The organism is Candidatus Hydrogenedentota bacterium, from assembly GCA_019637335.1.
In the GTDB taxonomy this organism is placed as follows: Bacteria; Hydrogenedentota; Hydrogenedentia; order Hydrogenedentales; family JAEUWI01; genus JAEUWI01.
Window position 1 is genome coordinate 168,515 of sequence record JAHBVV010000004.1, and the last position, 21,609, is coordinate 190,123.

At 64.0% G+C, this 21,609-nt stretch carries 11 protein-coding genes and 1 pseudogene; 1 reads left to right on the forward strand and 11 read right to left on the reverse strand.

The genetic code is table 11. The features are described from left to right. Positions 1–969: 969 nt before the first annotated feature. On the reverse strand, positions 970–1,173 hold the full coding sequence (locus KF886_07420; protein ID MBX3177171.1) for a hypothetical protein: 204 nt from the start codon (positions 1,171–1,173) through the stop codon (positions 970–972). Between the two features lie 276 nt (positions 1,174–1,449). Between KF886_07420 and KF886_07425 the strand changes: the two genes are divergently transcribed. Next, positions 1,450–2,913 carry a cellulase family glycosylhydrolase gene (locus tag KF886_07425; protein ID MBX3177172.1) on the forward strand — a complete coding sequence of 488 codons (1,464 nt, stop codon included), beginning with the start codon at positions 1,450–1,452 and terminating at the stop codon, positions 2,911–2,913. 13 nt (positions 2,914–2,926) lie between these two features. Here the strand turns inward: KF886_07425 and KF886_07430 are convergent, their stop codons facing one another. The 10 genes and pseudogenes from KF886_07430 to KF886_07475 all read right to left on the reverse strand — a co-directional run bounded on the left by KF886_07430 (position 2,927) and on the right by KF886_07475 (position 21,427). Then, positions 2,927–3,805, reverse strand: coding sequence for an RNA-directed DNA polymerase (locus KF886_07430; GenBank protein ID MBX3177173.1), 879 nt, complete (start codon positions 3,803–3,805; stop codon positions 2,927–2,929). Positions 3,806–4,029: 224 nt separating this feature from the next. Then, positions 4,030–4,407, reverse strand: coding sequence for an ankyrin repeat domain-containing protein (locus KF886_07435; GenBank protein ID MBX3177174.1), 378 nt, complete (start codon positions 4,405–4,407; stop codon positions 4,030–4,032). A 997-nt stretch (positions 4,408–5,404) separates the two neighbouring features. After that, a pseudogene (locus KF886_07440) lies at positions 5,405–5,569 on the reverse strand (prepilin-type N-terminal cleavage/methylation domain-containing protein). 314 nt (positions 5,570–5,883) lie between these two features. Continuing rightward, complete coding sequence (locus tag KF886_07445; protein ID MBX3177175.1) at positions 5,884–8,892, reverse strand: hypothetical protein; 3,009 nt, start codon at positions 8,890–8,892, stop codon at positions 5,884–5,886. 1,222 nt (positions 8,893–10,114) lie between these two features. Beyond that, positions 10,115–11,650, reverse strand: a complete 1,536-nt coding sequence (locus KF886_07450) for a hypothetical protein (GenBank protein ID MBX3177176.1) — start codon at positions 11,648–11,650, stop codon at positions 10,115–10,117. A gap of 522 nt (positions 11,651–12,172) precedes the next feature. Then, positions 12,173–12,796, reverse strand: coding sequence for a DUF1080 domain-containing protein (locus tag KF886_07455; GenBank protein MBX3177177.1), 624 nt, complete (start codon positions 12,794–12,796; stop codon positions 12,173–12,175). A gap of 333 nt (positions 12,797–13,129) precedes the next feature. Further along, entirely contained in the window at positions 13,130–14,419 is a 1,290-nt protein-coding gene (locus KF886_07460; protein MBX3177178.1) for a Gfo/Idh/MocA family oxidoreductase, read from the reverse strand. Between the two features lie 69 nt (positions 14,420–14,488). After that, positions 14,489–15,400, reverse strand: a complete 912-nt coding sequence (locus KF886_07465; GenBank protein MBX3177179.1) for a CPBP family intramembrane metalloprotease — start codon at positions 15,398–15,400, stop codon at positions 14,489–14,491. A 157-nt stretch (positions 15,401–15,557) separates the two neighbouring features. Further along, positions 15,558–20,360: a hypothetical protein gene (locus tag KF886_07470; protein MBX3177180.1), complete on the reverse strand. Its 4,803-nt coding sequence runs from the start codon at positions 20,358–20,360 to the stop codon at positions 15,558–15,560. Next, positions 20,357–21,427, reverse strand: coding sequence for a hypothetical protein (locus KF886_07475; protein MBX3177181.1), 1,071 nt, complete (start codon positions 21,425–21,427; stop codon positions 20,357–20,359). The genes KF886_07470 and KF886_07475 overlap by 4 nt, the downstream gene beginning before the upstream one ends. Between the last annotated feature and the right edge of the window lie 182 nt (positions 21,428–21,609).

Here is a 21,609-nt window from a genome sequence, read left to right on the forward strand (position 1 = left end):
CGACTCAATGGAATCAGGTAACATTTTAGCCGCCTGAAGCAGCAACGCGTGTAAACAGCACGAACGGACCGTTAATAACGAGGAAGCTCGGCAAAGGATCGCGGACATTCGTGTCCGCGGCAGGACGAGCGCAAGACATATCGTGCTCGATGTGTATGTAAAGAGGCGCGGGTTCACAATGCTTTCCGCTCCCGGGGACGCCGGAATTCTATTCCAAACCACGTACGTCACTTTATTTCCCGGGCTCACTTTGCCGCGGACAGGAATGTCCACGATCCTGCTATTCACGCCCGTCTTGACGGAGATTCGCCTACAAAACGGTGGGTGCTTCATTCCGCGAAAGAATTACGAATCTTCGAACCCGGTCAATAGTCTCTCTTATTCGTGTGAATTTGTGTTCATTCGTGGTTGAAAATCTGTAACACTTTAGCGGAATGAAGTGCGGAACAGGATGTGATCTTACTATTGGAGCCGTTTTGCAGGAGCGCCAGTGGTTCGCCTGCATTGCACCGAAGGTGCAAGAACACGTTGCCGGAGTCCTCCGAGGACACGCGGCTTCTGATGCAACGGTAGCGTTTCCAGAACGCTGTATTGCGCCGGGGGCGCAATCTGCCGGCGGGCCGCCGGCGCTCCATAGTTGCACGTAGCCTTTATTCAGCAAGTCGCTATGGTTTGGCCACTGTACTTCGTTCGGCTAAAGAATTAGGAAAATCTTATTTGCTTCAGACGGCTAAACTGTTACGGTATTAGTTGCACGCCGGGATACTGCAAGGCCTGGTCGAGCCATTCGTCCAAGGGGCAGGGCAGAGTCAACCGTGTTTCCCGCGTGGAGCATGGCAACTTCCCAACAGGAAATGATATGAACCCCAATGCCCGTGTCCTGTGCAGCATCCAAGGCCCCGATCGCCCCACGTGAAAGTTGGCTATCGCCTTGGACCCACCAGACCCACACGTGCGTGTCGAGCAATATCACCGAACCGAGTCCCAGGCATCGACCTCTTCGGCGGGCTCAAATGGGGCATCATAGCGATAGGCCGTCCCCCGCAGCGCACGCGACGAATTTCCTTCCAAGACGGTCGGAAGTAATTCAATCCGCACCCGTGTGCCATTCTCGAGTTTCGCGGGCACATCCAGCACAATGACTCCGTTTTCCACGTGTCCGTCGTATTGCATGATTCTCCTCCGAGTCTTACAAGGCAATTCTAGCACATGACTTGTTCGATATGGAGACGTGTAAAACGGGGAACAATCCGCCAGACTACCGGCGCTATATGCCAGACTTTGATGACGGATTCGGGATGATAGCTTTGGAAATAGGTTTGCCAGCCCTGCCCATTGAATGAGACAAGGCCGCCGTTGCTATGATTCTGAGGCGCCGCGCAGCTCACGCCGCCTGGCGTAACGTTTGTGTTTCGCCCCTCGGGGCCGTTCAAACAGGAGTAGACCCTCATGCGACGCAAATTGCTTTTCCTGCTCTCCCTCCTCGTGGCCATTCCCGCTCTTACGCTCGAACCGCTGACGGTGCGCGGGAAAGACATCGTCACGCGCGGGGGCGACGTGGTGTCGCTGCGGGGCACAAACTTCGGCGGCTGGCTTATGATGGAAACGTGGATCCCCAGCATCGAGATGGAGTGGCACGATCATCTGCCGCGCCTGGCGGAGGAGGCGGGTATTCTGGACGGCTTGAAGTCGGCCATGGCCGTGGTGGGCGAGTTTCTCGACGATGAGCACAATATTAACGATTACATCGCCCAACTTCACGCCGAATTGCCAAAGCACGCCGAAGCCGAAGGGGTAAAACGCTATCTGGCGCTATTCGAGAAAGAGCCGAGCGTGTTCGCCGCGCACGAAATGGATGAACTCCTGCGGAAACGCTTTGGCGATTTCGGCGCGGCGGCCATCTGGAACCACTTTCACGACACCTGGATCACCGAGACCGATTTCCAGATAGCGCGGGCCATGGGCTTCAACTTTGTCCGCATACCTTTCTGGTACCGCTGGTTTGAGAACGACGCCACGCCCTACCAGTACCACGATTACGGCTTTCATTACCTTGACAAGGCCGTTGCCTGGGCGGAAAAGCACGGCCTCTACGCCATGCTCGATTTTCACGGCGCGGTGGGCGGCCAGAGCCCCTGGGACCACACCGGGGAACTGAGCCGGGGCGAGTTTTTCAAGAACGCGGAATTTCAAAAGCGTACCGCGGCGCTCTGGAAGCACATCGCGGCGCGCTATGCCGGCAATGCGACGGTGTTCGCCTACGACGCGCTCAATGAGCCGTTCAGCGCGGAGGGCGTCGAGGATTGGACCAAGGCCCACGACCTTATCTACGACGCCATTCGCGAGGTTGACGCGGATACGATTATCGTAATGGAAGATGGCTACAAGCTGGAGTTCGAGCAGTGGTCCCCCACCGGATTCTTCCCGAAACCATCGGATCTGGGCTGGGCGAATGTGGTCTACTCGTTTCACTTCTACTCCGGGGCCGATCCCCTATTCACGACGAACGCCGGTGCGGCGGATCACGTCAAGCGCGCGAAGGAAGTGCTCCGGCTCGGGAAAATGGAGCAGGATCGCTGCAATGTTCCCATTTATCTCGGCGAATTCAGCACGATGGGCGATTCGGAAAACGATATCGAGGGAATGCGCCACTTCCTGACCATGTTCAACGAGAACGGCTGGCACTGGTCGCCCTGGACCTGGAAATACGTCAACGACGACGAGGAAGGTTCCATCTGGGGCGTCTACCAATACGCGTACCCGTGGCCGGGCACGCCAAACCTCTACCGCGACTCGAAAGAATCGGTACACGAAGTCATCAACCGGCTGACCATGAACAACTTTGTGGAGAAGCGCGCGTTTGCGGACGTGCTCCGCGCCTGCCTCGCCCAGCCCGTGCGCGGCGCAGAATAACGCTGCCGGGGGGCTACGCGGGATCCGACCGGGGTGGCTGGTGCGCGGCGACCATCTGCTCCAGCGCGGCCCATCCCTGGCGTTGTTGGGGGGTCAGGGTTGCCCCGCTACCCGCGCGCAGCCGGTGGTCGACGGCGCGCAGCCAGCGGCGGGTGGCCCGGGGCAACGCAACGCGTTCATTGACGACCAGCCCGGTCACCTGCTGTTGCTGGTGGCGCCGCCGGATGCGGAGCTTCTTCTTCTGGTGCAGTTTGTAGCCGCCCTCCTCCGCCACAATCCGCTTGGTGTGGTAGAGGATAGCCTGGATGTCGTTGTGGCGGTCCTCCGCGAGCGAAAAGGTCAGATCGTCGGCGTAGCGGGTATACACCGCGCCATGCTTCCGCGCGAGGCCGTCCAGGCGCGCGTCGAGTCGGTAATTCACGGCGTTGCTGAGCGCGGGGCTCGTCGGCGCGCCCTGGGGGAGGCCGCCTTCGTGGGTGCAGATCCGGGCCAGCAATTTGGCCGCCGCGCGGTTCCAGCCCATCCGCTGGAGATAGCGCCGGACGCGCTTTGCATCGGTACTGCCGAAGAAATCGCGGATGTCCATCCGGATGACGGCGGCGCGTCCCGCGTGGCAGGCCGCGTTGCTGGCGATCGAATAGCCCGGGCGAAATCCGGTGACGCACGGGTGCACCGGGAGACGCTTGAGGAGGCGCTGATAGATCTGGCGCTGCGCGGCCTTCAGTTCGGGATCGGGCGCGCTGATCGTTCGGGTCCCGCCGCCGCGCTTGGGCAGGGTAAAGGTGTGGTAGGCGACCTTCACCGCCTCCAGATCGGCGAGGGGCAGGCCAATGCGTTCGGCCAGTTCCCCGGGGGCGCGCCCGCCGCCGGTCAGCCAGGACCAGAATGCCATGTCGCGAGAATCTCCCGTCCGAAAGCCGTGAAAAGGCGGCGCCGGCCGAAGCCGGCGCCGCACTTGCCTTGCTTACCATGCGATGGTAACACGGACTCTTTCATCGGGCCAGGTGGCCCGGTTGACGAAACATCAACCCACGCCCTGCATTTGGGCGCCGCCAAGGCAAGCGCCCTCAAGTATAAGTGGGTGGATCGCTGGCGTCAATCCCGGCGATGGCGCCCTCACTGGGTCGCCCCGAGCTGCTGTAGCACTTGCGCGACTTCTGTCTTACCAAGCTCCTGGGCGTATTTCAGCGGTGTCCTGCGCGAGGTGTCCGTCATCTCGATAAATGCGCCCTGCTGCACCATCAGCACCACAATGTCGACGTTTCCGCCCTTTACGGCGGCGTGCAACGGCGTCATGCCCTCGTGGTTGATCAGGTTGTGGTCCCAGTCACCCGCCGCGATGAAGTATTGCACGGCTTCCAGGTCGCCGGCGGCGGCGGCCTGATAGATATCGTCCATTGGCTGGTAAACCGCCGGAGCGCTTTTTTCGTTCAGATTATTGCACCCCGCGGCCACGGCGGCCAGTACGATTACCCACGTCCAACGCGTTTTCATTGCGCCTCCAGTTCCCTGAGCCAAGCTCGGCCCGGCATCCCCGCGGGGAGCCGCACTTCGGTGAAAAAAACGGGCGCGCGCCCAGCCCGGGCGCGCGCCACGCTCAACTACTCCAGTTCACGGTCAAACTAACCAGCCAGCATCAGGTCGCGCGACCGATGATTGCGGTGCGGCCGTCGCCGATGTCGCCGTCCGGCGCCTCGTACTTCACAAACGACACGTGGCCGTCCATGTAGAGTACGTTGATGCCGCCGGGGATGTGGGCGAAGCCATCCTTGCTGCGGCCGCTCACACCAATCCGGTCCCACATGACGAAGACTTCGCTCTGGGCCTTGGCGCTCGCGCCCGGGTTGTTGATGTCGGTTATCAGGAAGCGCTCGACGCCTTCACGGAGCACCAGGATCGAATCGCGACTTCCGCCACTGCCCTGAACGAGCGTCTTGCTGACCCCGACCGCGTTGTACTGTGCTTCGACGCTGTCAAAGTAGGCTTGGGCGGCCGCCAGGGTCGCCGTATTGCCGTAGGGGTGGCCGGAACCGAAACGGATGTCGTTGCTCGCAAGATTCACCCACGCCGCACGGGATGCGGCATCCACCGTTCCCGGGAAAGCGCTGCGCCACGTCGACCAAACGTAACGCATGGTATCCAAGGTGTGGGTGTTATCCGCCAGCCAGTTGACGTAGATGTAATTGCGGTCGTCGAACAGCGTCGCATTCAGGCCCCAGCCCAGTGTCTGATCAATCGGCGAGCGGCACCATCCGCCCGAGGGACACATGAAGTTGTCGGGGTTCTGGTGGGAATCCACACCGGAAGGACACCAGTAGATGTTCAGGTCGGCAATGTATTCCGGATAGATCAACACACCCTGGGGCGCGCTCAACATCTTGTGAGGGCCGCAGGCGCTGCCAACGGCGCCCGGATCACCCGCGCTCTGACAGGGCAGGCGCTCCACGCCCGTGGACATCCGCGGGAACTTCTCGCCCTGGGACTCGTTCGCGTACATCTTGTACACGAGGCCCCACTGTTTCAGGTTGTTCTGGCAGCTTGCGCGCCGTGCGGCCTCGCGGGCGCGGGCCAGCGCCGGCAGCAGAATCGCCGCCAGGATGCCGATGATCGCGATAACCACCAGCAGTTCGATCAAAGTAAAACCTTTTCTACGCATTGCTCTCTCCTCGTTAAATTAAAAGGGGTATGAAACACAAGGAAACTGACTCTCTACGCACGAGGACAGCACCCACGCCGTTGAGCTCGACCTTTGGGAAGCTGACCCAACTTCCCGCTTCCGTCGCAGCCACCGTCTTCGTGATTTCCAATATAGCAGGGAAGTCCCTATTCGTCAATAAAAAAAATAAAAACAGTCATTATAGCTGGTAAAACAATAATTCCGTAGATTCATATCGCGTATACCGCGCGTATCGATAATATTATGTTCAACTCGAAGGAATTTATAAAGGCTTGCGGCGCCGGATCTTCGGATTATTTCGTGTTGAAATGAATCCGCTGGCCGGGGATCAGACGCACCGGACCCAGCATTCCGGAGCGGGGAAGCGGCGCGAAGCCCAGGAGGGTGCTGGCGCCGTCCCCGTCGTCGTTTTTTCCGGCGCCGTAGCGCGCTTGAAGCGGTTCGGGAACCGGGGGCAGGCGATCAAGGCCGGCAATTCGGTTGATTTGGGTGTTGGTTACGCGAACCCGAAGCTGATTCAAACCGGAACGGACATGCGGCGTCACATCCAGTCGCTGATCCCGGATCCAGACGACGCCGGCGGGCTTGTCGTTCCATTCGACCTCCGCGACGCCGCCCACAGCGCCCAGATCCAGTTCCAGAATGAGACGTTCATCCAGATAGCGATCCGGGAGCGTAAAGTCGAGCTCGTACACGCCCGTGCCACTGAAGTGCTTCGTTTCGGCGCGCTTCGTCCAGCATTCCAGGTGCTCCAGGGTGGCTTCGTAGCGGGAGAACGTCGGGCTCTCCAATACCAACCGCCACGCGCCGCCCAGGGCAAGTGGCGCCGGGATGCCCTCAACCAATGTTTGCGCGGTTCGTCCGTCGGGCCATGTCGCGCTGACCACGCCGTTGTGGTCGGCCAGGCCCTCGACCCGCTGTTCGCCGACCGCCGTAACGCGCGCCAGGTCGCTCCGCGCGAGGTGGGGCTTCCCGGTGTCGGGCGTGAAGCGGATGGCGGTCGAGCCCCAGGCGCCGAGCCGCAACGGCAGCACCGTCGTCTCGTGCTGGCGCTCAAATTCAAGCAGGGGCGTGACGGCGCCGCGGAACGGGTCCCATTCCGCCGGTTCCTTTCCGGAAACCCGAAACGCAACGCGCATATCCACCGGACGGTCCTGAATATTGGCGACGAAATAGATATCCGTCTCGCCAGCGCGGCGGTGTTCGTAGACCAGCCCGTTGTTTTCGCGAAGATCCTCGCGGACGAAGTCGATGCCGAAGTCCGGCGTCACATGCCGCCGCAGCGTATTGACGAAGGGGTCGAACACGCTGGCCCGGAGGCTCAGGAGGTCGGAGCGGTCGATGACCTCGCGGATGTGGTAGGTTTGGCCGTCCCCCACGCGCCGGGGCGCGGTGGCGTCCCGGCCGCGCGGCGTATCAAACAGTTCGGCGGCGATGGACCGAACCCGGGCGTCGTTTGCGGCGTGATCCCGCAGTCCGGTGGCGAATTCGGGCGCGCGTTCGAGGGCGATCGCCACGCCGCCGCCTTCGACGTAGACACGGATGCGCTCCAGCGAATCCAACGGCATCGCCTCGATATTGGGGAGGAGCAGCATCCGGTAGGCAAGATCCCCGACGCGAATGGCTTGCCCATCGAATACGGCGCGGCCCTGCAGGACATCGTCGTTGATGAGGTCGAAGTCGTAGCCGTTGGCGTGCAGGAGGCCCCCGAGCGCGCCCCACTCGAAGCCGCGGGTCCACTTGCGGGCGTTGAGGACGTCCTTCGTCCACTGGCTGGCGAGTGGCGAATAGATCGCGATATCCGCCACGGGATGCCCCTGTCGCATGAGGTATGACGTGCGCGCCACGTAGTCCGCGAGGTGGTGGTAATACTTCCACCAGGTGTTTTCGTGATTGATGCGCGCGCCGGAGAAGAACCCACGCGACGGCGCGATGTCGCGTTCCGGCGTGGCGACGTAGCCGTGGTTGTAGAATTTGTTCGCGCCCGCCCGGAAGAAGGTGTCGCTGGCGATCTTGAGCTCCTCCAGCGTGGCGCGGTAGGGTTCCCAGTGGATGTAGGTGTAGGCCTCCACCGTGATGACATTGCGCCCGTAGAGATGCGCGCCGGACGCCGTGTATTCCCTCGGGCCGATGCGCGTGTCGAACCACGGCACGGTGTCCTTCTCCCCCGCCGTGATTTCCATTTCGGGCAGGTGGGTCATGCCCGCGCCTTCGAGGATGTCGGTGGGAAAGCCATAGGGCTGGATGCGCCCCTTCACGCCATTCGCCTCGCACCAGGCCAGGAAGGGCTTGAAGAAGTGCTCGATGCCGGCGTGGTGGAGAAAGGCGTTTACGTCGTAACGGATGCGCGGCGCCAGGTCCCCCACTTCCCACCAGATCGCGGGCAGCCAGGGGCGAAGGTCGTAGCCGTGCAATGCCTCGAACTCGTCCAGCAGGCCGCCGCTCCAGTAGATGCCGCCCGGGAGCAGCGCCACTTCGAAGCTGTCGCAGAAGACGGACTCCACGGTGGTCCCGAAGTCCGCGCCGAGGGCCTCCTTGTACTTCCCGCCCACCACGGCGCAGTGCCGCTCCATGGCGCCGGTGTTGAAGTGGTCGATGGCGTTTCCATCCCCCGTGTAGGTGAGCCAGAAGGCCATGAGCCGCCAGTCGCCCTCGGGAATCTCCCACGCGAGGCTATGGCCTTCCGCCTGCGCGGTGAGGTCCACGAGGGAATCGGGATCCAGGCTCCCGTCCGCAATCCGCCCCGCAACCACGGCAATCAGCCGGTCCGCGGCGGTGATTTCCTTACCGGAAACGCCGAATCCCCCACTCCGGGCCTCCACCTCAACCGGCAGCGGCCCCGCGAAACGTCCCGGCCCGCGCAATTCGATCGCCGTGGGAACCATGTTCTGGCTCCGGTCCTCCTGCGGCGCCCAGTCGTTCCCGATGACCCAGCCGGGGCCGCCAAAATTGAGGGAGAACTCCATCCCGAGGCGTTTGGCTTCGGAGACGGCGTGGCGGACGAGATCCAGGTATTCGGGCGAGAGATAGTCCACGTTGCCCTTTTCATAGACCGGCCCCATGGTAATCTGCTCGACCCCGCCAATGCCCTGCGCGCGCATCTGTTCGAGCTGGAAGGTGATGTCCTCCTTCGACAGCGCGTTGCCCATCCACCACCAGCGCGTGTGCGGGCGGCAGTCGACCGGGGGATCCCGGAAAGTGGCGGGATCGGGGCCGGTGGCGCCGGTCGCCTCGGCGGGGCATGAAAGCGGGCAGAGCAGGGCGGCGACGATCGCGCAACGCGCGAGAAACGAAACAGGCATGGTTCACACTCCCATCCCCCGGGAAAAACTACGCCGGCGCGTTCGCCTTCACGAAAAGGCTACGGGCGCGGTGCAATCGCATTTCAACTTCGTAACCGTTTAGCCGTCTGAAGCAAAGAAGTTTTTCAACCACGAATGAACACGAATTCACACGAATAAGAGAGACTATTGACCGGGTTCGAAGACTCAAACGGAACGATAGCAGGTCGGCCTTTGATTTCTTGAAGAGCAGGGCTTTCCTACAGATTTGCACAGGGCAGCCTCTGGCCGCAACCAAAGAAATGATCACCACGAAGGGCGCGAAGGTCACGAAGAGAGGAAGTTTTTGAAGGGGGGCATGCCAATGAGTTTGGAATGGAGCCGAGTCGGGATGCGGGGTCGATGCGCGGGAGGGATTGGATCGGGGGCCACAAAGAGCACAGAGAACACAAAAGATTTGATTGAACCGCGAATGAACGCGAATGGACTCAGCGCGGCCTTTGGCCGCGATCTGAAGTTTTGACCACGGATTACACGGATTGCACGGATAGAGAAGGAGTTTGATGAGTTCAACCGCGATTGGTCACGAATGAAGGAAGTATCGTATCGCCTTGGGAGTCCGGGGCCGCGTCTTGTGGCGTTGATGGGCCGTTCGAAGGCGCCGCACGCGCTGCGTCAGCCTGGAAGGCTAACCCACGTTGGCCGCCCATGTAGACACTGGGGTTATCTTCGTTCGGCCAGACATTAATGATCGGTCCAAGTACGCCAAGACCGGATGAACCACTTTATGCGATCACCGCGCTTTTGTATCGCCCCCGGTGCCCATTGGATTCCATTGCCGGGGACGCCGCGATTCTATTTCAGATCAGCCGTGCCCGTTGAAAGTCAACGCAGGCGTTGCCGCAGGCAAGAATGCCCGCGATCCCTTAGCCGTGCTATCTCGTAGATTACCGAAGCGCCTGGAATCATTCCTGCTCATTGCTTCATACGGCTAACGTATTACGAATTACTCAACTTCCAGCACGCGGCGAGCGCCATACGAACCTGCAATGTGAGGAAGGGCGCGTGCTGGGGCTACCCCGGCCGGGACGTACCCCCGCTCTGGCGCGCTTGCCGATTGGATGGCGGGGATATGGTTGACGCCGGGGTGCGCATTCCAGGAGCGGGCGTGTGTGCGCGGGTACGTCCCTTGTCCGCGGCGGCTTTTGCCGGGGGGAACGACCGCGATCCTGGTTGGCGGCGCCTATTCGAACTTCAGCGCGTAGACATCCGCCTCGCGCATTACAAAGCGCAGGGACACCGGCTGGCCGGCGATGCGGGACACGTCGCGGTTGCCTTTCCAGCTCACGCGGCGGTCGAGGCTGTCGCCGTAGACGAGGTCGCACTCGTCCAGCGCGAAGCCGGGTATCGGTTTCCCTTCGGCGTCACGAATTTCGACGCGCACCATGCCCGCCGCGCTCGTGGCGACGTTGAGCGAAAGTTCGCTGCCCGAAAAGGTGAACGGCTTCGTCGTGAATTCACCTTCCCGCGATTTTGCGTGGACGGAAGCGAAGCCGTCGATGCGCAGGGTGTAGCGGCGCAGCCGGGAATCGCGCCCGGTGAAGTAGGATTCCGTTGCGTAGAGCGAAAGCTCCCGGGGGCTGTCGTCGCGGGTGGACGCGGTCTCCACCACGTGCCAGGCGATGTAGTTGTCGCCGTAGGACCAGTTGTGGCGGGTCTTGAGTCCCGGGCGCAGGAAGACATCGTTGCTCTGGCGAAAGTTCCGGCCGTCCCGGCTCGTGATGTAGACCGAGTCGGTCGTTGCGGTGCCGTAACGCGGGGAGACGGTCATGCGCTTCTCGCGGAGGTCCCATTCGGGAAGGAGCGGGGTTGATTCGGTGAGTCCGTGGTCCACGTAGCGGGCGGGAAAACCGATGTAGAGGTGCGGCGCCCGGTAGTAGGGCATGATCTGGTTGACGTAGAACTGGGCGAGCGGCTGCGGGCCCTCCCCTTCGGGAAAGGCAATCGTTCCCTCGTCGGTCCAAGTGAGGAAGTCCGGGGATACGGCTCGGTTGATCAGGCGGGTGCCTTTGTAGCCGCCTCCGGAAAAGACGCGGTAGTAGAGCACGTACTGCTGCTCGGTCTCGGACCAGAACGACACATTCTGCGAGTCGAAGGCGCCCTTGTCGAACACCGGCGTGTCCGACATCGGCGACCAGTGAATGCCGTCGGGGGACTGGTATGCAAAGACGCCAGCATCCGTCTTTGCGCCGGCGCCCGTGGCCTTGTAGCGCCCCTCGGGCGTCGCGGCGGGGTTCGCGTCGATGAACGGCGAGAAATCGTGACAGCCGCCGCCATCCGCCATCGTGTCCAGTATGATGTTGTTCTCTTTGGAGCCGTTGAACTCGACCAGGCCCAGGTTGGGGCGCGTCCACGTGATGCCGTCCTCGCTCTCGAAGTAGGCGATCGTCAGCGGGCCGCCCGGCTCGATACCGGTGGGAATCTGCCAGGCGTGGTAATACATGCGGTAGACGGATTCTCGCGCGTCGTGCAGCACGGTGAAGTAGCCGCCGCCGTTGCCGTCCCAGGGGGCGTCGCAGTGCACCGCGATCTCTTGCGGTTCGGGCGCGTGCACCAGGAGCTGGACGTTCTCCATGGCGTCGATGAGATGATCGTCTATGAAGAGTTCCCGGCGATCGCCGATATCGATGGGCTGGGCGGGTTCGGCGAGCGCCGGTACGCATCCGAGTGTTGCGGCGGCAATCAAAGCCACCCGAAGTGTTCTGCGAGCGCGTTGCATAGCGGAAAGCTCCAGCGAGTTTTGAATTGGACACGATTTAGATGATTGACACGATTGGAAGAAACTCTGCTAATCCTGTCGAAGACTGGGAATGCGATTATTCTTTAGCCGTCTGAAGAAGTCACCCTCGTCGCACCCGACGGCGGCGGCTCTCGGTGATCGAACACCGTCATCCCCACGAAAGGGGCTGTCGGCTTACTTAACTCACCCTACACTATGGAAGGAATGAGCAGATCCGTCATCCCCGCGAACGCGGGGATCCAGCGACGCGAACGCACAAACCTCCGAATTCCACTGGATTCCCGCCTTCGCGGGAATGACGCCATAGGGCGTTAGCACAGAATTGCAGAAAATGCGCTCACCGCACACGTTAAATCGACATCCCCTTCGCGGAAATGACGAATACGGCCATTGTAAATAAGGCATCTCATATCGGCGAACGCCTTGCTTCAGACGGATAAAGTATATCGGAATGCGATACTCGACGATACTGGCTGATTCTTCTATCGCCGTACGTGGGCCTTATCCCTTGCGCTGTTCGCTTTCGGGTTTCGCTTCGGGAAAGGCGCGATCCAGATCCTGCAGGCGGATGTTGCGCCATTTGATCTGCATGGGATCCTTTTCTTTCGTGCTGTGGACCTGCAACGCGATGAAGCCGCGGGCGGTCATGCCGTCTTCCAGGTCCGCGGCGGGCACGCCGTTGACCCAGGTCTTGATGGAGGTTCCCCGGCATTCAATGCGGAAGTGGTTCCACCCGTCCTGCTTGAATGCCTTCTGGGCTTCCGGCTTGTTCTCCAGGTTGTACAGCCAGCCACGGCGGGCTTCGTCGTAGATGCCGCCGGTCCACGCCCGGTCGGAGGGATCGATCTCGACCTGGTAGCCGTGGACGCGGTGGTCCTTGTACTCCGCGTAGCTGTTCGACCGGATCTGGACGCCGGAATTCATTTTGGGGTGCACGAGAAACTCGAGTTCCAGGACGAAATCGCCGTAAATCGTGTCGGTGCAGAGGAAGCTGTTCGGCTCCCCGAGTACGGTTGTTCCGACAATGGCGCCGTCCTCGATGGTGTATTGGGCTTTGCCGTTCCGCTGGGTCCAGCCATTCAGGGTCTTGCCGTCGAAGAGGTCTTGCCAGATGGGTTCTGCCATTGTATCGTTGCCTTATGAGGTTTTCGTTTGTTGGGTCGCCCGCCGCGAGACGGGTGTGGCGGTATGCTTTAGAATTTTTCGGGGTACAGCCTTTTATGACGCATTGCGTCAGCCTTTAAGGATAAAAACAGACGGCGGCTTCGCCGCCTGGCAGGCGGGGACGCCTGCGCTCCCAGCCTTTGACGCTTCCTTGTTTGATCTTGGCGTCCTCTGGTTTGTGTGAGGCGGTTGTGGTAATGCTGTGTCGCTTATTTTCGGAGCAGGCACGGATTGGTCCGCGATCGCGTGGCGGCATGCGCCGTACGCGCGCGAACTGCAAACCGAGCCAGTCCCCTACAGGGCCCATTCGCCGCGCATGTCGCGGCCGAGCAGCGCGTTGGCGTCCTCGTCGTTCGGAAAACGCTCGGCAACGGGGTCCCACGCGAGCCTGCGGCCGAGGCGCATCGCGATATTGCCGATGTTGCAGACCGTCGCGGATCGGTGGCCGATTTCCGCCGTGCAGATGGGATCCTGGCGGCTCTTTACGCAGTCCGCGAAGTTCCGGTAATGATCGTCGCTCTTGTAGAGCTGGACCTCGTCCTTCCCGATCTTTTCCTTGAGGATTTCCTCGGGCCAGGCTTTGATCGTTTTGCGGTCGACATAAATCGTGCCTTCCGTACCCTCGAAGGTCATCCCGAATTTGCCCGTCTTGCAGACCAGCTCCACGCCGTTGGCGTAGCGGCACTCGAAATAGGTCTTGGTCGCGGTGGTGAACAGGCCCGACTCCGGGAAGACGCCGTTGCCATAGACTTCCACCGGCCCGGAGTCGTCCATGCCGAGGCCCCACTGCGCGATATCGAGGTTGTGCGCGCCGAAGTTGGTGACCTGTCCGCCGGAGTAATCGAGGATGAAACGGAACTCGTAGTGGCAGCGCTGGTGGTGGTATTCCGCCCACGGCGCGGGCCCGAGCCAGAAATCGTAGTCGAAGCCCTCCGGAACCGGCTCCGGCGTCCAGGTCGGCCCGCATTCGCGGTTGTTCCCCGGAATACCGATGTTGACATATTTGAGCGCGCCGATACGCCCATTGCGCACCAGCTCGCAGGCGCGGCGGAATCCGCCCTCGGAGCGCTGCTGGCTCCCGGTCTGGAGGATTCGCCCATGCTGTTTCACGGCATCGGCCAGCGCGCGTCCCTCCTGTACGGACCACGCGAGCGGCTTCTGAACATACGCGTCCTTCCCTTTCCTGACGGCGTCCAGCGCATTCAGGGCGTGCCAGTGGTCGGGCGTTGCGATAATCACGGCGTCGATGTCGTCGCGATCATTCAATTCGCGGAAGTCGTTGTAGAGCGCGCAATCGCTGTTACCATACTTCCTATTCACGATCGCGGCGGCGGCTTCGCGGTGGGCTTTGTCGACATCGGCGATGGCGATCATTTGCACGTCCTTGAAGGCGAGAAAGCCGGTCATGTTGGACGTGCCCTGGAGGCCGCTGCCGATGACGCCCATGGTGATGCGCTCGCTGGGCGCGGTGCTGCCCCCGAGCCCAAGGGCCGAGGAGGGAATGATCGCCGGCGCGGCAAAGGCGGCGCCGATGGCGGCGGACTTGCCGAGGAATTGCCGCCGTGTGAGGTGGTTCTTTTTCATGAAGGTGTGCTCCCGTACGGTGGGGTCTGCGTGTGGTCAAACGGGTATTCTAGGGGCTGGGGCCTGAAATTACAACGCGGCGCCGGATTCCGCAGCCGGTTCGGTGGTTGGTTTTCGGGGCGTATACAGGCCCGGCATGCACGCGAGCAGCCCCCAGACGCCGATCGCAATCCAGCCGGCCGCGCCGGTCCACGGCGGGCTTGACTGCTGGAAGAGATGGCCCCAGATGCCGCTGGCCTGGCCCGCAAAGGCGCCGAGACAGAGCGCGGCGGCGCCGAGGCTGCGCGCGCGATCGGCGATCTGCCCGAGCACCGCGCCGAGCACGATGGCCAGCGCGAGCGCCCGGAGCAGGGGTTCCAGGCCGCCTGCCGTTTCCGTCTCCCGATACCAGGCGAGCAGGAAAGGGACAAACCAGATCCCCCAGAGGAGACCGGTGAGGACATAGGCCGGAATGCGCCCGGCGGGCATCAGCCGGGGGAGCAGGTAGCCGCGCCACCCGATTTCGCTGCCCAGCGCCAGCAGGGCGAATAGCGTCGCGCCGACGGCGATGCTGATCAAGGGGTAGAAAACCAGCGCGGCCACGGGCGCCACCGCTTCGGCCTCGGGCGGCAGGGGCGCGGGCATTTGATCGGAAACGCGGTTGAGCAGGCCCGCCAGATTCCACTGGGGATAGGTCAGGCCAGCGAGGGTTGCGATCAGGTAGGTGATCGCGAAGGCGGCGATCGGCAGCAGCGTGGCGCGCGCGACCGTGTCGAAGCGGACCGGCCAGATGGGGTGCGGCGCCGGGGCGTTGTCGGGGCAGAAGTGCCGCGCGATTGCGGCGCAGAGCGCGGGTATGCCCATGAGCGCGGCGAGCAGCAGAAACTGGAACAGGTTCGGCGAGGCCATCGAGAGCGCGCCCTCGGCGTGGCCAATGAAGACGAAGAGGAAGACCAGCAGGTAGCTGAGCGACAGGTAGACAGCGATTCCCTTGAGATTCATTGGATTCCTGGAAACTCCCGTGAGGTCGCGGGTAGCGGTGTGTTGTTGGGTGCGTGAAGCCGATTGTGCGGGCGCGCCGCCTGCCAAAGGTCCGATCCTAGCGGGGGGCATGCCGGCCGCGCAAACCCGCCGCCGAACGCGCGAAGCGCCGCACGCCCTATCTGCCGCGCGGCGGGGGCGGCGTGGTTGACGCGGGGGCGTTGGTCTCGGCCCGGCCCGCCGGGAAAAACTGGTACTGCGCCGCGCCGTTCGCCGAAAGACGCGCGCAGACTTCCGGTTGCGCGGCGGGGTCGGACAGGGTGAACAGCAGCGTTTGCGACTTGTAGGGCGGCACATTCACCGCCTGGCGCCGGGGTTGAACGGAAACCTCGGGGAAACGGCCGGTCTCGGGCCAATGCGCAGGCGAGACAATCGCGTCGAGCACGCCCTGCACCGCAAGTCCGCCATTGTTTCGAATCTCCGCGCGCAACTGTGCGCCGCTGCGGCTCAGGGTCAGCACCGCGGGCGTGTCCGTGGCGGCGAGCACATCGCGCGCGGTCTGGCGCTCGTACGTCGCCTCCAGGGCGAGCGCGCGGTCCGTCCCTGCCTCCGGCGTAAACGCGACGTGTATCGGCTCAACATGCTGGCGGCCGGGCGCCAGGGAAAACGGGAATTCCCGGGGGCCGAAGCTGATGCCGGCCGACGACATCAGACGCGCGCTGCCCTCGATGGTCTTGTCGTTGAGGTGGTTACTGATCACGGCCTCAATGATCGGGTGATCGCCATCGAGCGATCCGCGCAAGAGCACGCTCAGCGGCATGTGCTGGATCGGCGCGGCGCCCCGGTGTTCATCCCAGTAGCGCGTGGGTATCGGCCCATGCGGGTCTTCCGTGCGCCCCGTCGCGGCCAGCCCGTCCGGCGGCGCGGCATTTCCCGGAAGCAGCCAGATCGGGTGGACCTGAAAGCCCCGGCTTTCGAGCGTTACCGCGTGGCCCGCCGCGGTCAGGGGCTCCCGTTGCATGTCGAAGGCGTCCGCGCGCCGGGCTTCGAGCATTGGGAAGGCGCTCGTGATCTCGCCCTGCCACGGCTCGCCCGCGGTTTCCCATGCGAGCAGGGCGAATCCGTTGCGCGGATGAAACGGATCGCGCGTTTGGGTTGCGTGGGGAAAACCCGCGGGCTTGAAACCGGTGAGGTGCAGCCCGGGCGCGGACACGCCAAACCAGGAGCGGCGCACGGGCAGGGGCCCGGGGTGAATACCGGTCAGGACGGCGGGGGCCGCCGTGAAGGCGGCTTCCGCGGCGGTATGGAGCTGTGCGCGACGCCAGTCCCCGCTGAAGGGATGGATAGCATACTCAAACTGCAATTCCGGCATCAGCGCGGCGAGCTGCCCCCCGCTCGGCGTCCGTTCGAGCGCGGTGCGGTGCGCCAGGCCGACGAGCAGACGCCCGTCGCGCTGCCAGGTTACACCGGCGCTGCCCGGAAAGAGGATGGCGCACCCGCCCTCGGGTTCGCGCGGGGCGGGCAATCCGGCCCAGGCCGATGGCGGAAGCAGGTAGCGCCGTCCGTCCTTCACGGCGTCCGCGAGCGCGTTCACCAGTGTCGCGGTCTGGGCGGGCGTGATCCCGGCGAGGATCATTGACGGCGCGGGCTCAAAACCATTGGGAACCTCCGCATCGCGCAGGAAGAGCCGCGCGCCCTGCGGGATGCGTTCGGCGAAGGCGGCCACCATCTCGGGATCGGCCTGCGCCAGCAACCCCCGCACCGCCGGGTTTTGCTCCGGGCTGCCGATCACGACGCGCATGCGGTAGCCGTCGTGAAGGTAGGCGTTGAGGTCCTGCTTTTTCGTGGCGTCCGTCCACAGAAAGTCGGGTTTCTCGGGCGGCGCCTGGTGCAGTATGGCGGGGATAGCGCGGCGGATCAAAGCGGCCTGGAGCCCCTCCGCCGCTCCGCGCAGCACGGGATCGTCGCCGTACACCAACACGGCGGGCTCCAGCGGGAAGACGCGGTCCGGCCCAACTTGGATGGCGTCGCCCGGCGCGACAGCGGCCCACCGGTGCGCGGGATACACCACGCTGCCGGTACGGTTGTCGGTGCGGTCCGTCTGGATGACCCCGTCCGTGTGCCCCCTTGCGCCGCTGATCGCGCCGAAGCGTTCGCCGGCGATCAGTCCGCGTCCCGCGTGCGGCAATGTGAAGGCCGCAAAGGCCGCGCGCCCGCGCAGGTCGACGTCGCGCAGCCGCGTGTAGCAATGCACCCATGGCTGGCCGAGCGCAAGCGTGTAGCGCCGCTCCAGGAGGCCGCCGCGCATGGGGGTAGTCACCACGATGGTCTCGCGGAACGCGGTGTGTTCGGAGGTAATCGAAAGCGGCGGCGGCAAGGTCTCGCTGGCGGGGCCGGTCGTATGGAGGTCGCGCCCGCCATTGTTTTCGAGGTCGTTGGACGCCAGGAACGCGATGTCATTCAGCGGCCCGGCCTCCAGGCGCGCACCCGTGCGCTTGTCCTCGATCCGCGCGATGGCTCCCGTGGCGGGGGCCACGAAGAGCGCCAGGTACTCGTTCTCGATCTGGAGTTCACGGCCTGACGCCGGCGCGGACGGTGGCCCTTCCACCTTCATGAAGTAGGTGGCGTGGCCCAGCGCGGGCAGGTTCTGTCCCATGAACTCCAGCATCGCGGTTTCCTGGTACGGGCGCACGGCGGCGGGCACGGGCGTTCCCTCGCCATCCAGTACGATCACCCCGGCGTTGGGCGTGGCGGGCAGTCGCACCCGTACCGGCAGCGTGGCGATCTGGCTCGTGGGGTTGAAGGCGACGATGGCCTCAAATTGGCCGGCATTCAGGGGAACCGCGCCGGCGGTGTCAATCTTCTCCGCGATGTACGCCAGGCTGCGGCCCGCAGTCTCCCCCGCGATTTCCGCGACCTCGCGAAAGCCGGCGAGCGCATCGAGCGCGTCGTCCCGCGTTGCCGGCGCGCTCAGGTAGGCGGGAGTGCTGTAAAACGCCAGTTGCCGCGCCGCGACGTCAAGGGCCGCGTGGGGCCACACGGCGCCCTCCAGGCTTGCGAAGGTGGCCAGGGTCTCGGCGGTTGCGAGTTGCCGTTCCGACCGCGCCTGCGCGCGCTTGAGCATGGGCCAGGACAGCAGGTCGCCCGTATAGCCGGTGTTCAGGTAGGCCGAGGCCGGCGGAATGGCCGTTTCCAGCGCCGGGCCGCCCGCGGCGATTTCATCGAAAAATGCGGCGCCCCCGCCTCCGTCCAGCACGATGCGGGGAAAGGAGCGCGCCAGGTTGGCCACCGCGCCCCGGTAGAAGGGCTCGGGCGGATTCACGGCGCTATCCACGACGAGTACATCGCCCGGGCTGCCGAGGGCGAGCAATTCCCGCCGCTGCACGGCGGCCAGGTCCTGCAAATCCTCGACGTTTGCGGGGCCCGGGGAAGGCTGTTTGTGCCGGAGATAACGCGCGCCGCCGTGCAGGTCGAGGTAGCGCGCGAGCGGCGGGAGGCCCGCCCGTCCGGCGTTGCCGATAAGGCCCAGGATCGGCGTGTGTTGCAGGAGTTGTGGTGTTTGCGGGGCCAATCCCGGCGCGTTCCACGCCAGAAAATGTGGGGTGGCGCTTTTGAGCATGCCCTGATTCATCGAGAGCCCGATTTGCAGGTTGCGCCACAGCAACAGGCCGCCCGCGATACGCTCGTCGACCGGCGCGTAGCGCGCGCGCACCGTCACGGCCCCCCGCTGCGCCGCCGCCAGCAGGTCCGCCCGCAATTCGGGATGCGCGGTGTACGGCGCGTGCCACGCGGACGGGTGACCCAGGTCGAACCCGTATCCCGTCCCCTCGCGCAGGAAAAGCACCTGATTCCGATAGGTTTCGAGCGAGCGCGCCGTGCTTTCCGACGCCGCTTCTCCTTCCGGTCGGTGCAGCGTGTGCCCGGTGATGATCCGCACGATTCCCGGCTGGTCCGCGCCGGAACGCACGGTGATGGCGTCGCGGAACGAAGCCTCCGCGCCGCCGCTGTGCATGCGGACCGTCACCTGCGCGGCGGCGCCGTCCGCCAGGCCCCGCACGGGAACGGGAACCGGTACGCGGACGGTTCCCAGCGCATCGATCGGCGCGACCTCGATCAGGTCCGGAATGGCCGACGCGGGCGTGGACACGATCAGGTCCACTGGTTCGGATTGGGAATCCACAGGGTTGTGCAGGGTGAGCCACGTGTCCTGGCGCGCGTCGCCCGCGCCGCCCGAGAACGTGCCCGCCTCTTCCAGTTCCGGGACGTAATACAGGCTGCCGAGCGGTTCCGCGGGCCGGACGCGCGCCGAGATAGCGAAGCCGCTTGTGTTGCGCAGGCGGGGCCGGTTCGCGAAGGTTGTCGCCGCCAGTTCCCGCGACGTTACGTTCAGCGCCCGCGCGATCGCGTCGCTATCCGCCCCCGGAACCTCCATCACCACCAGGTTGTTTCCCGCGCGCAGCCGCACCGCGACCTGCGTGACGCCCGCGGCGTCCGGGGGCGCCGGCTCGTACGCGCGCGCCGGGAAGCCGTTTACCCACATCCGCACGCCCAGCGGCGACTGCACGTCGAGAAAGATGGCGGTCGCCCGGTCGGCGACGGTGTAGAACGCGGCGTACGCGATGCCGTCCTGCCGCGCGGGGAAGAAGGGTTTCAGGTCGAGCTCGGGACCCGTGGTTCCGGCGCGCTGCCAGATGGCCTCTCCCCCATCCGGCGCCGTCACGCGCAGCAGATGGTCCGGACGCGTGCGGGCGATACCCCCGAGCGGCGCCATGTGGTCCGTGTCGCCCAACACGGGCGCGCCGGAAGCGACCGCCCCCAGAATGCCGCCGGGGACATCGGGCGGGAAGGGCCCGCAGACGAGCCAGTGCGCGATATAGCCGCGCTCGAGGATGGGGGCCAGGTTTTCCTGGGCACGCGATTCGAGCGGGCACAACAGCAGGCCAAGCGCGACGAGCGCTACCGTGAAGCGTACCCGGCTCATAGGGCGGACCCGTTCGCGGCGGGCCGCTCGACGCTGGGCAGTTGGGCGTCGCGCAGATGCGGCCAATCCCGGTGGGCAATGATCTGTAGCACGAACAGCACGACGCACAGCATGGTGGTCAGCGCGACCACCGGCGCGCCCCATGGCTCGAAGCGCATCAGCCAGCGGGAAAATCCCGCAAGCCCTATGCAAGCCAGTGCGAGCGGAATCAGCAGCTGGGCGCCGCCCGCCAGCGTCGTGTAGTCGATGGGCTCGGCGCCAGGAAAGAAGCGAAACGCCAGGATCGCGAGTAGACAGAGCCGAAACGGGCCGTTTTTCACGCAGGCAAACGCGATGATCGCGAGCGCCAGCGCAAACAGGCCCCAACTCCACGCGATCATCGGGTGCGCGTGCAGGTGCGCCACGGTCTCGGGCAGCAGGCCGATGGGGTAGATCAACAGAATCAGCGGCGCGGCCATTGCAACGGGGGATGGCAGGGTGCTGTACACCGCCTCGATGTGAAGGCCATTCGCCAGCGTCGCCACGGCCAGAAAGGGCGCCAGCCGGAGCCAGTTTCGCGATTCCGGGCGGGCGGGGTAGAACTCCAGCAGCAGGAGCACACCAAATAGCGGGGCGTTGATTGCGAACGGAAACGCGGCCAACGCGAAGATCGCGAGCGCGGCGGCGATACGTGCCGGGGATGGGCGCTCGATCACCCGGAGATAGGCGAATACGGAAAGGAGCGCCATCAGGGCCGCGGCGAGGTAATAGACGCCGTTGGCTTCAAACAACGCCTCGGTTTTCACCGGGTGCGCCATGAAGGAGGTCCCCGCGAGCGACCCGAGCCAGATCGGTCCCTTCACGAGCAGGCGAGTCACGTGGAAGATCGCCAGCATGCACGCGTAGATCAGGGGAACGGCCACCATGGCGTGGGCCAGCAGCGAGGTTCCGGTCAGCGCGCCCAGCGCGTCGAGCACCGTGCGCGTAAAACCCGGGATTTCCGGGTGCGCGCCGAGCGCCTCCACCGCCCCTCGCCATCCCGCGGCCCACAGGCTCAGCCCGTATACGGTCCCCAGGTAGATCGCCATCGCGCCCGCATAAAAACGCGGGCCGGGTGGCGTCCGGGGCGGTGCTGTTGGTGTCGGGTTTTCCATGGCGTGCGGGGATTATAGCCCCTGCGGAAGGATGGCGCCAATGCCGGGCGAATTCATACATTTCCTTCAGGTTCCACGAGAGACTGGGCCGGCACAGCGCAATTTCGCGCGGTAGC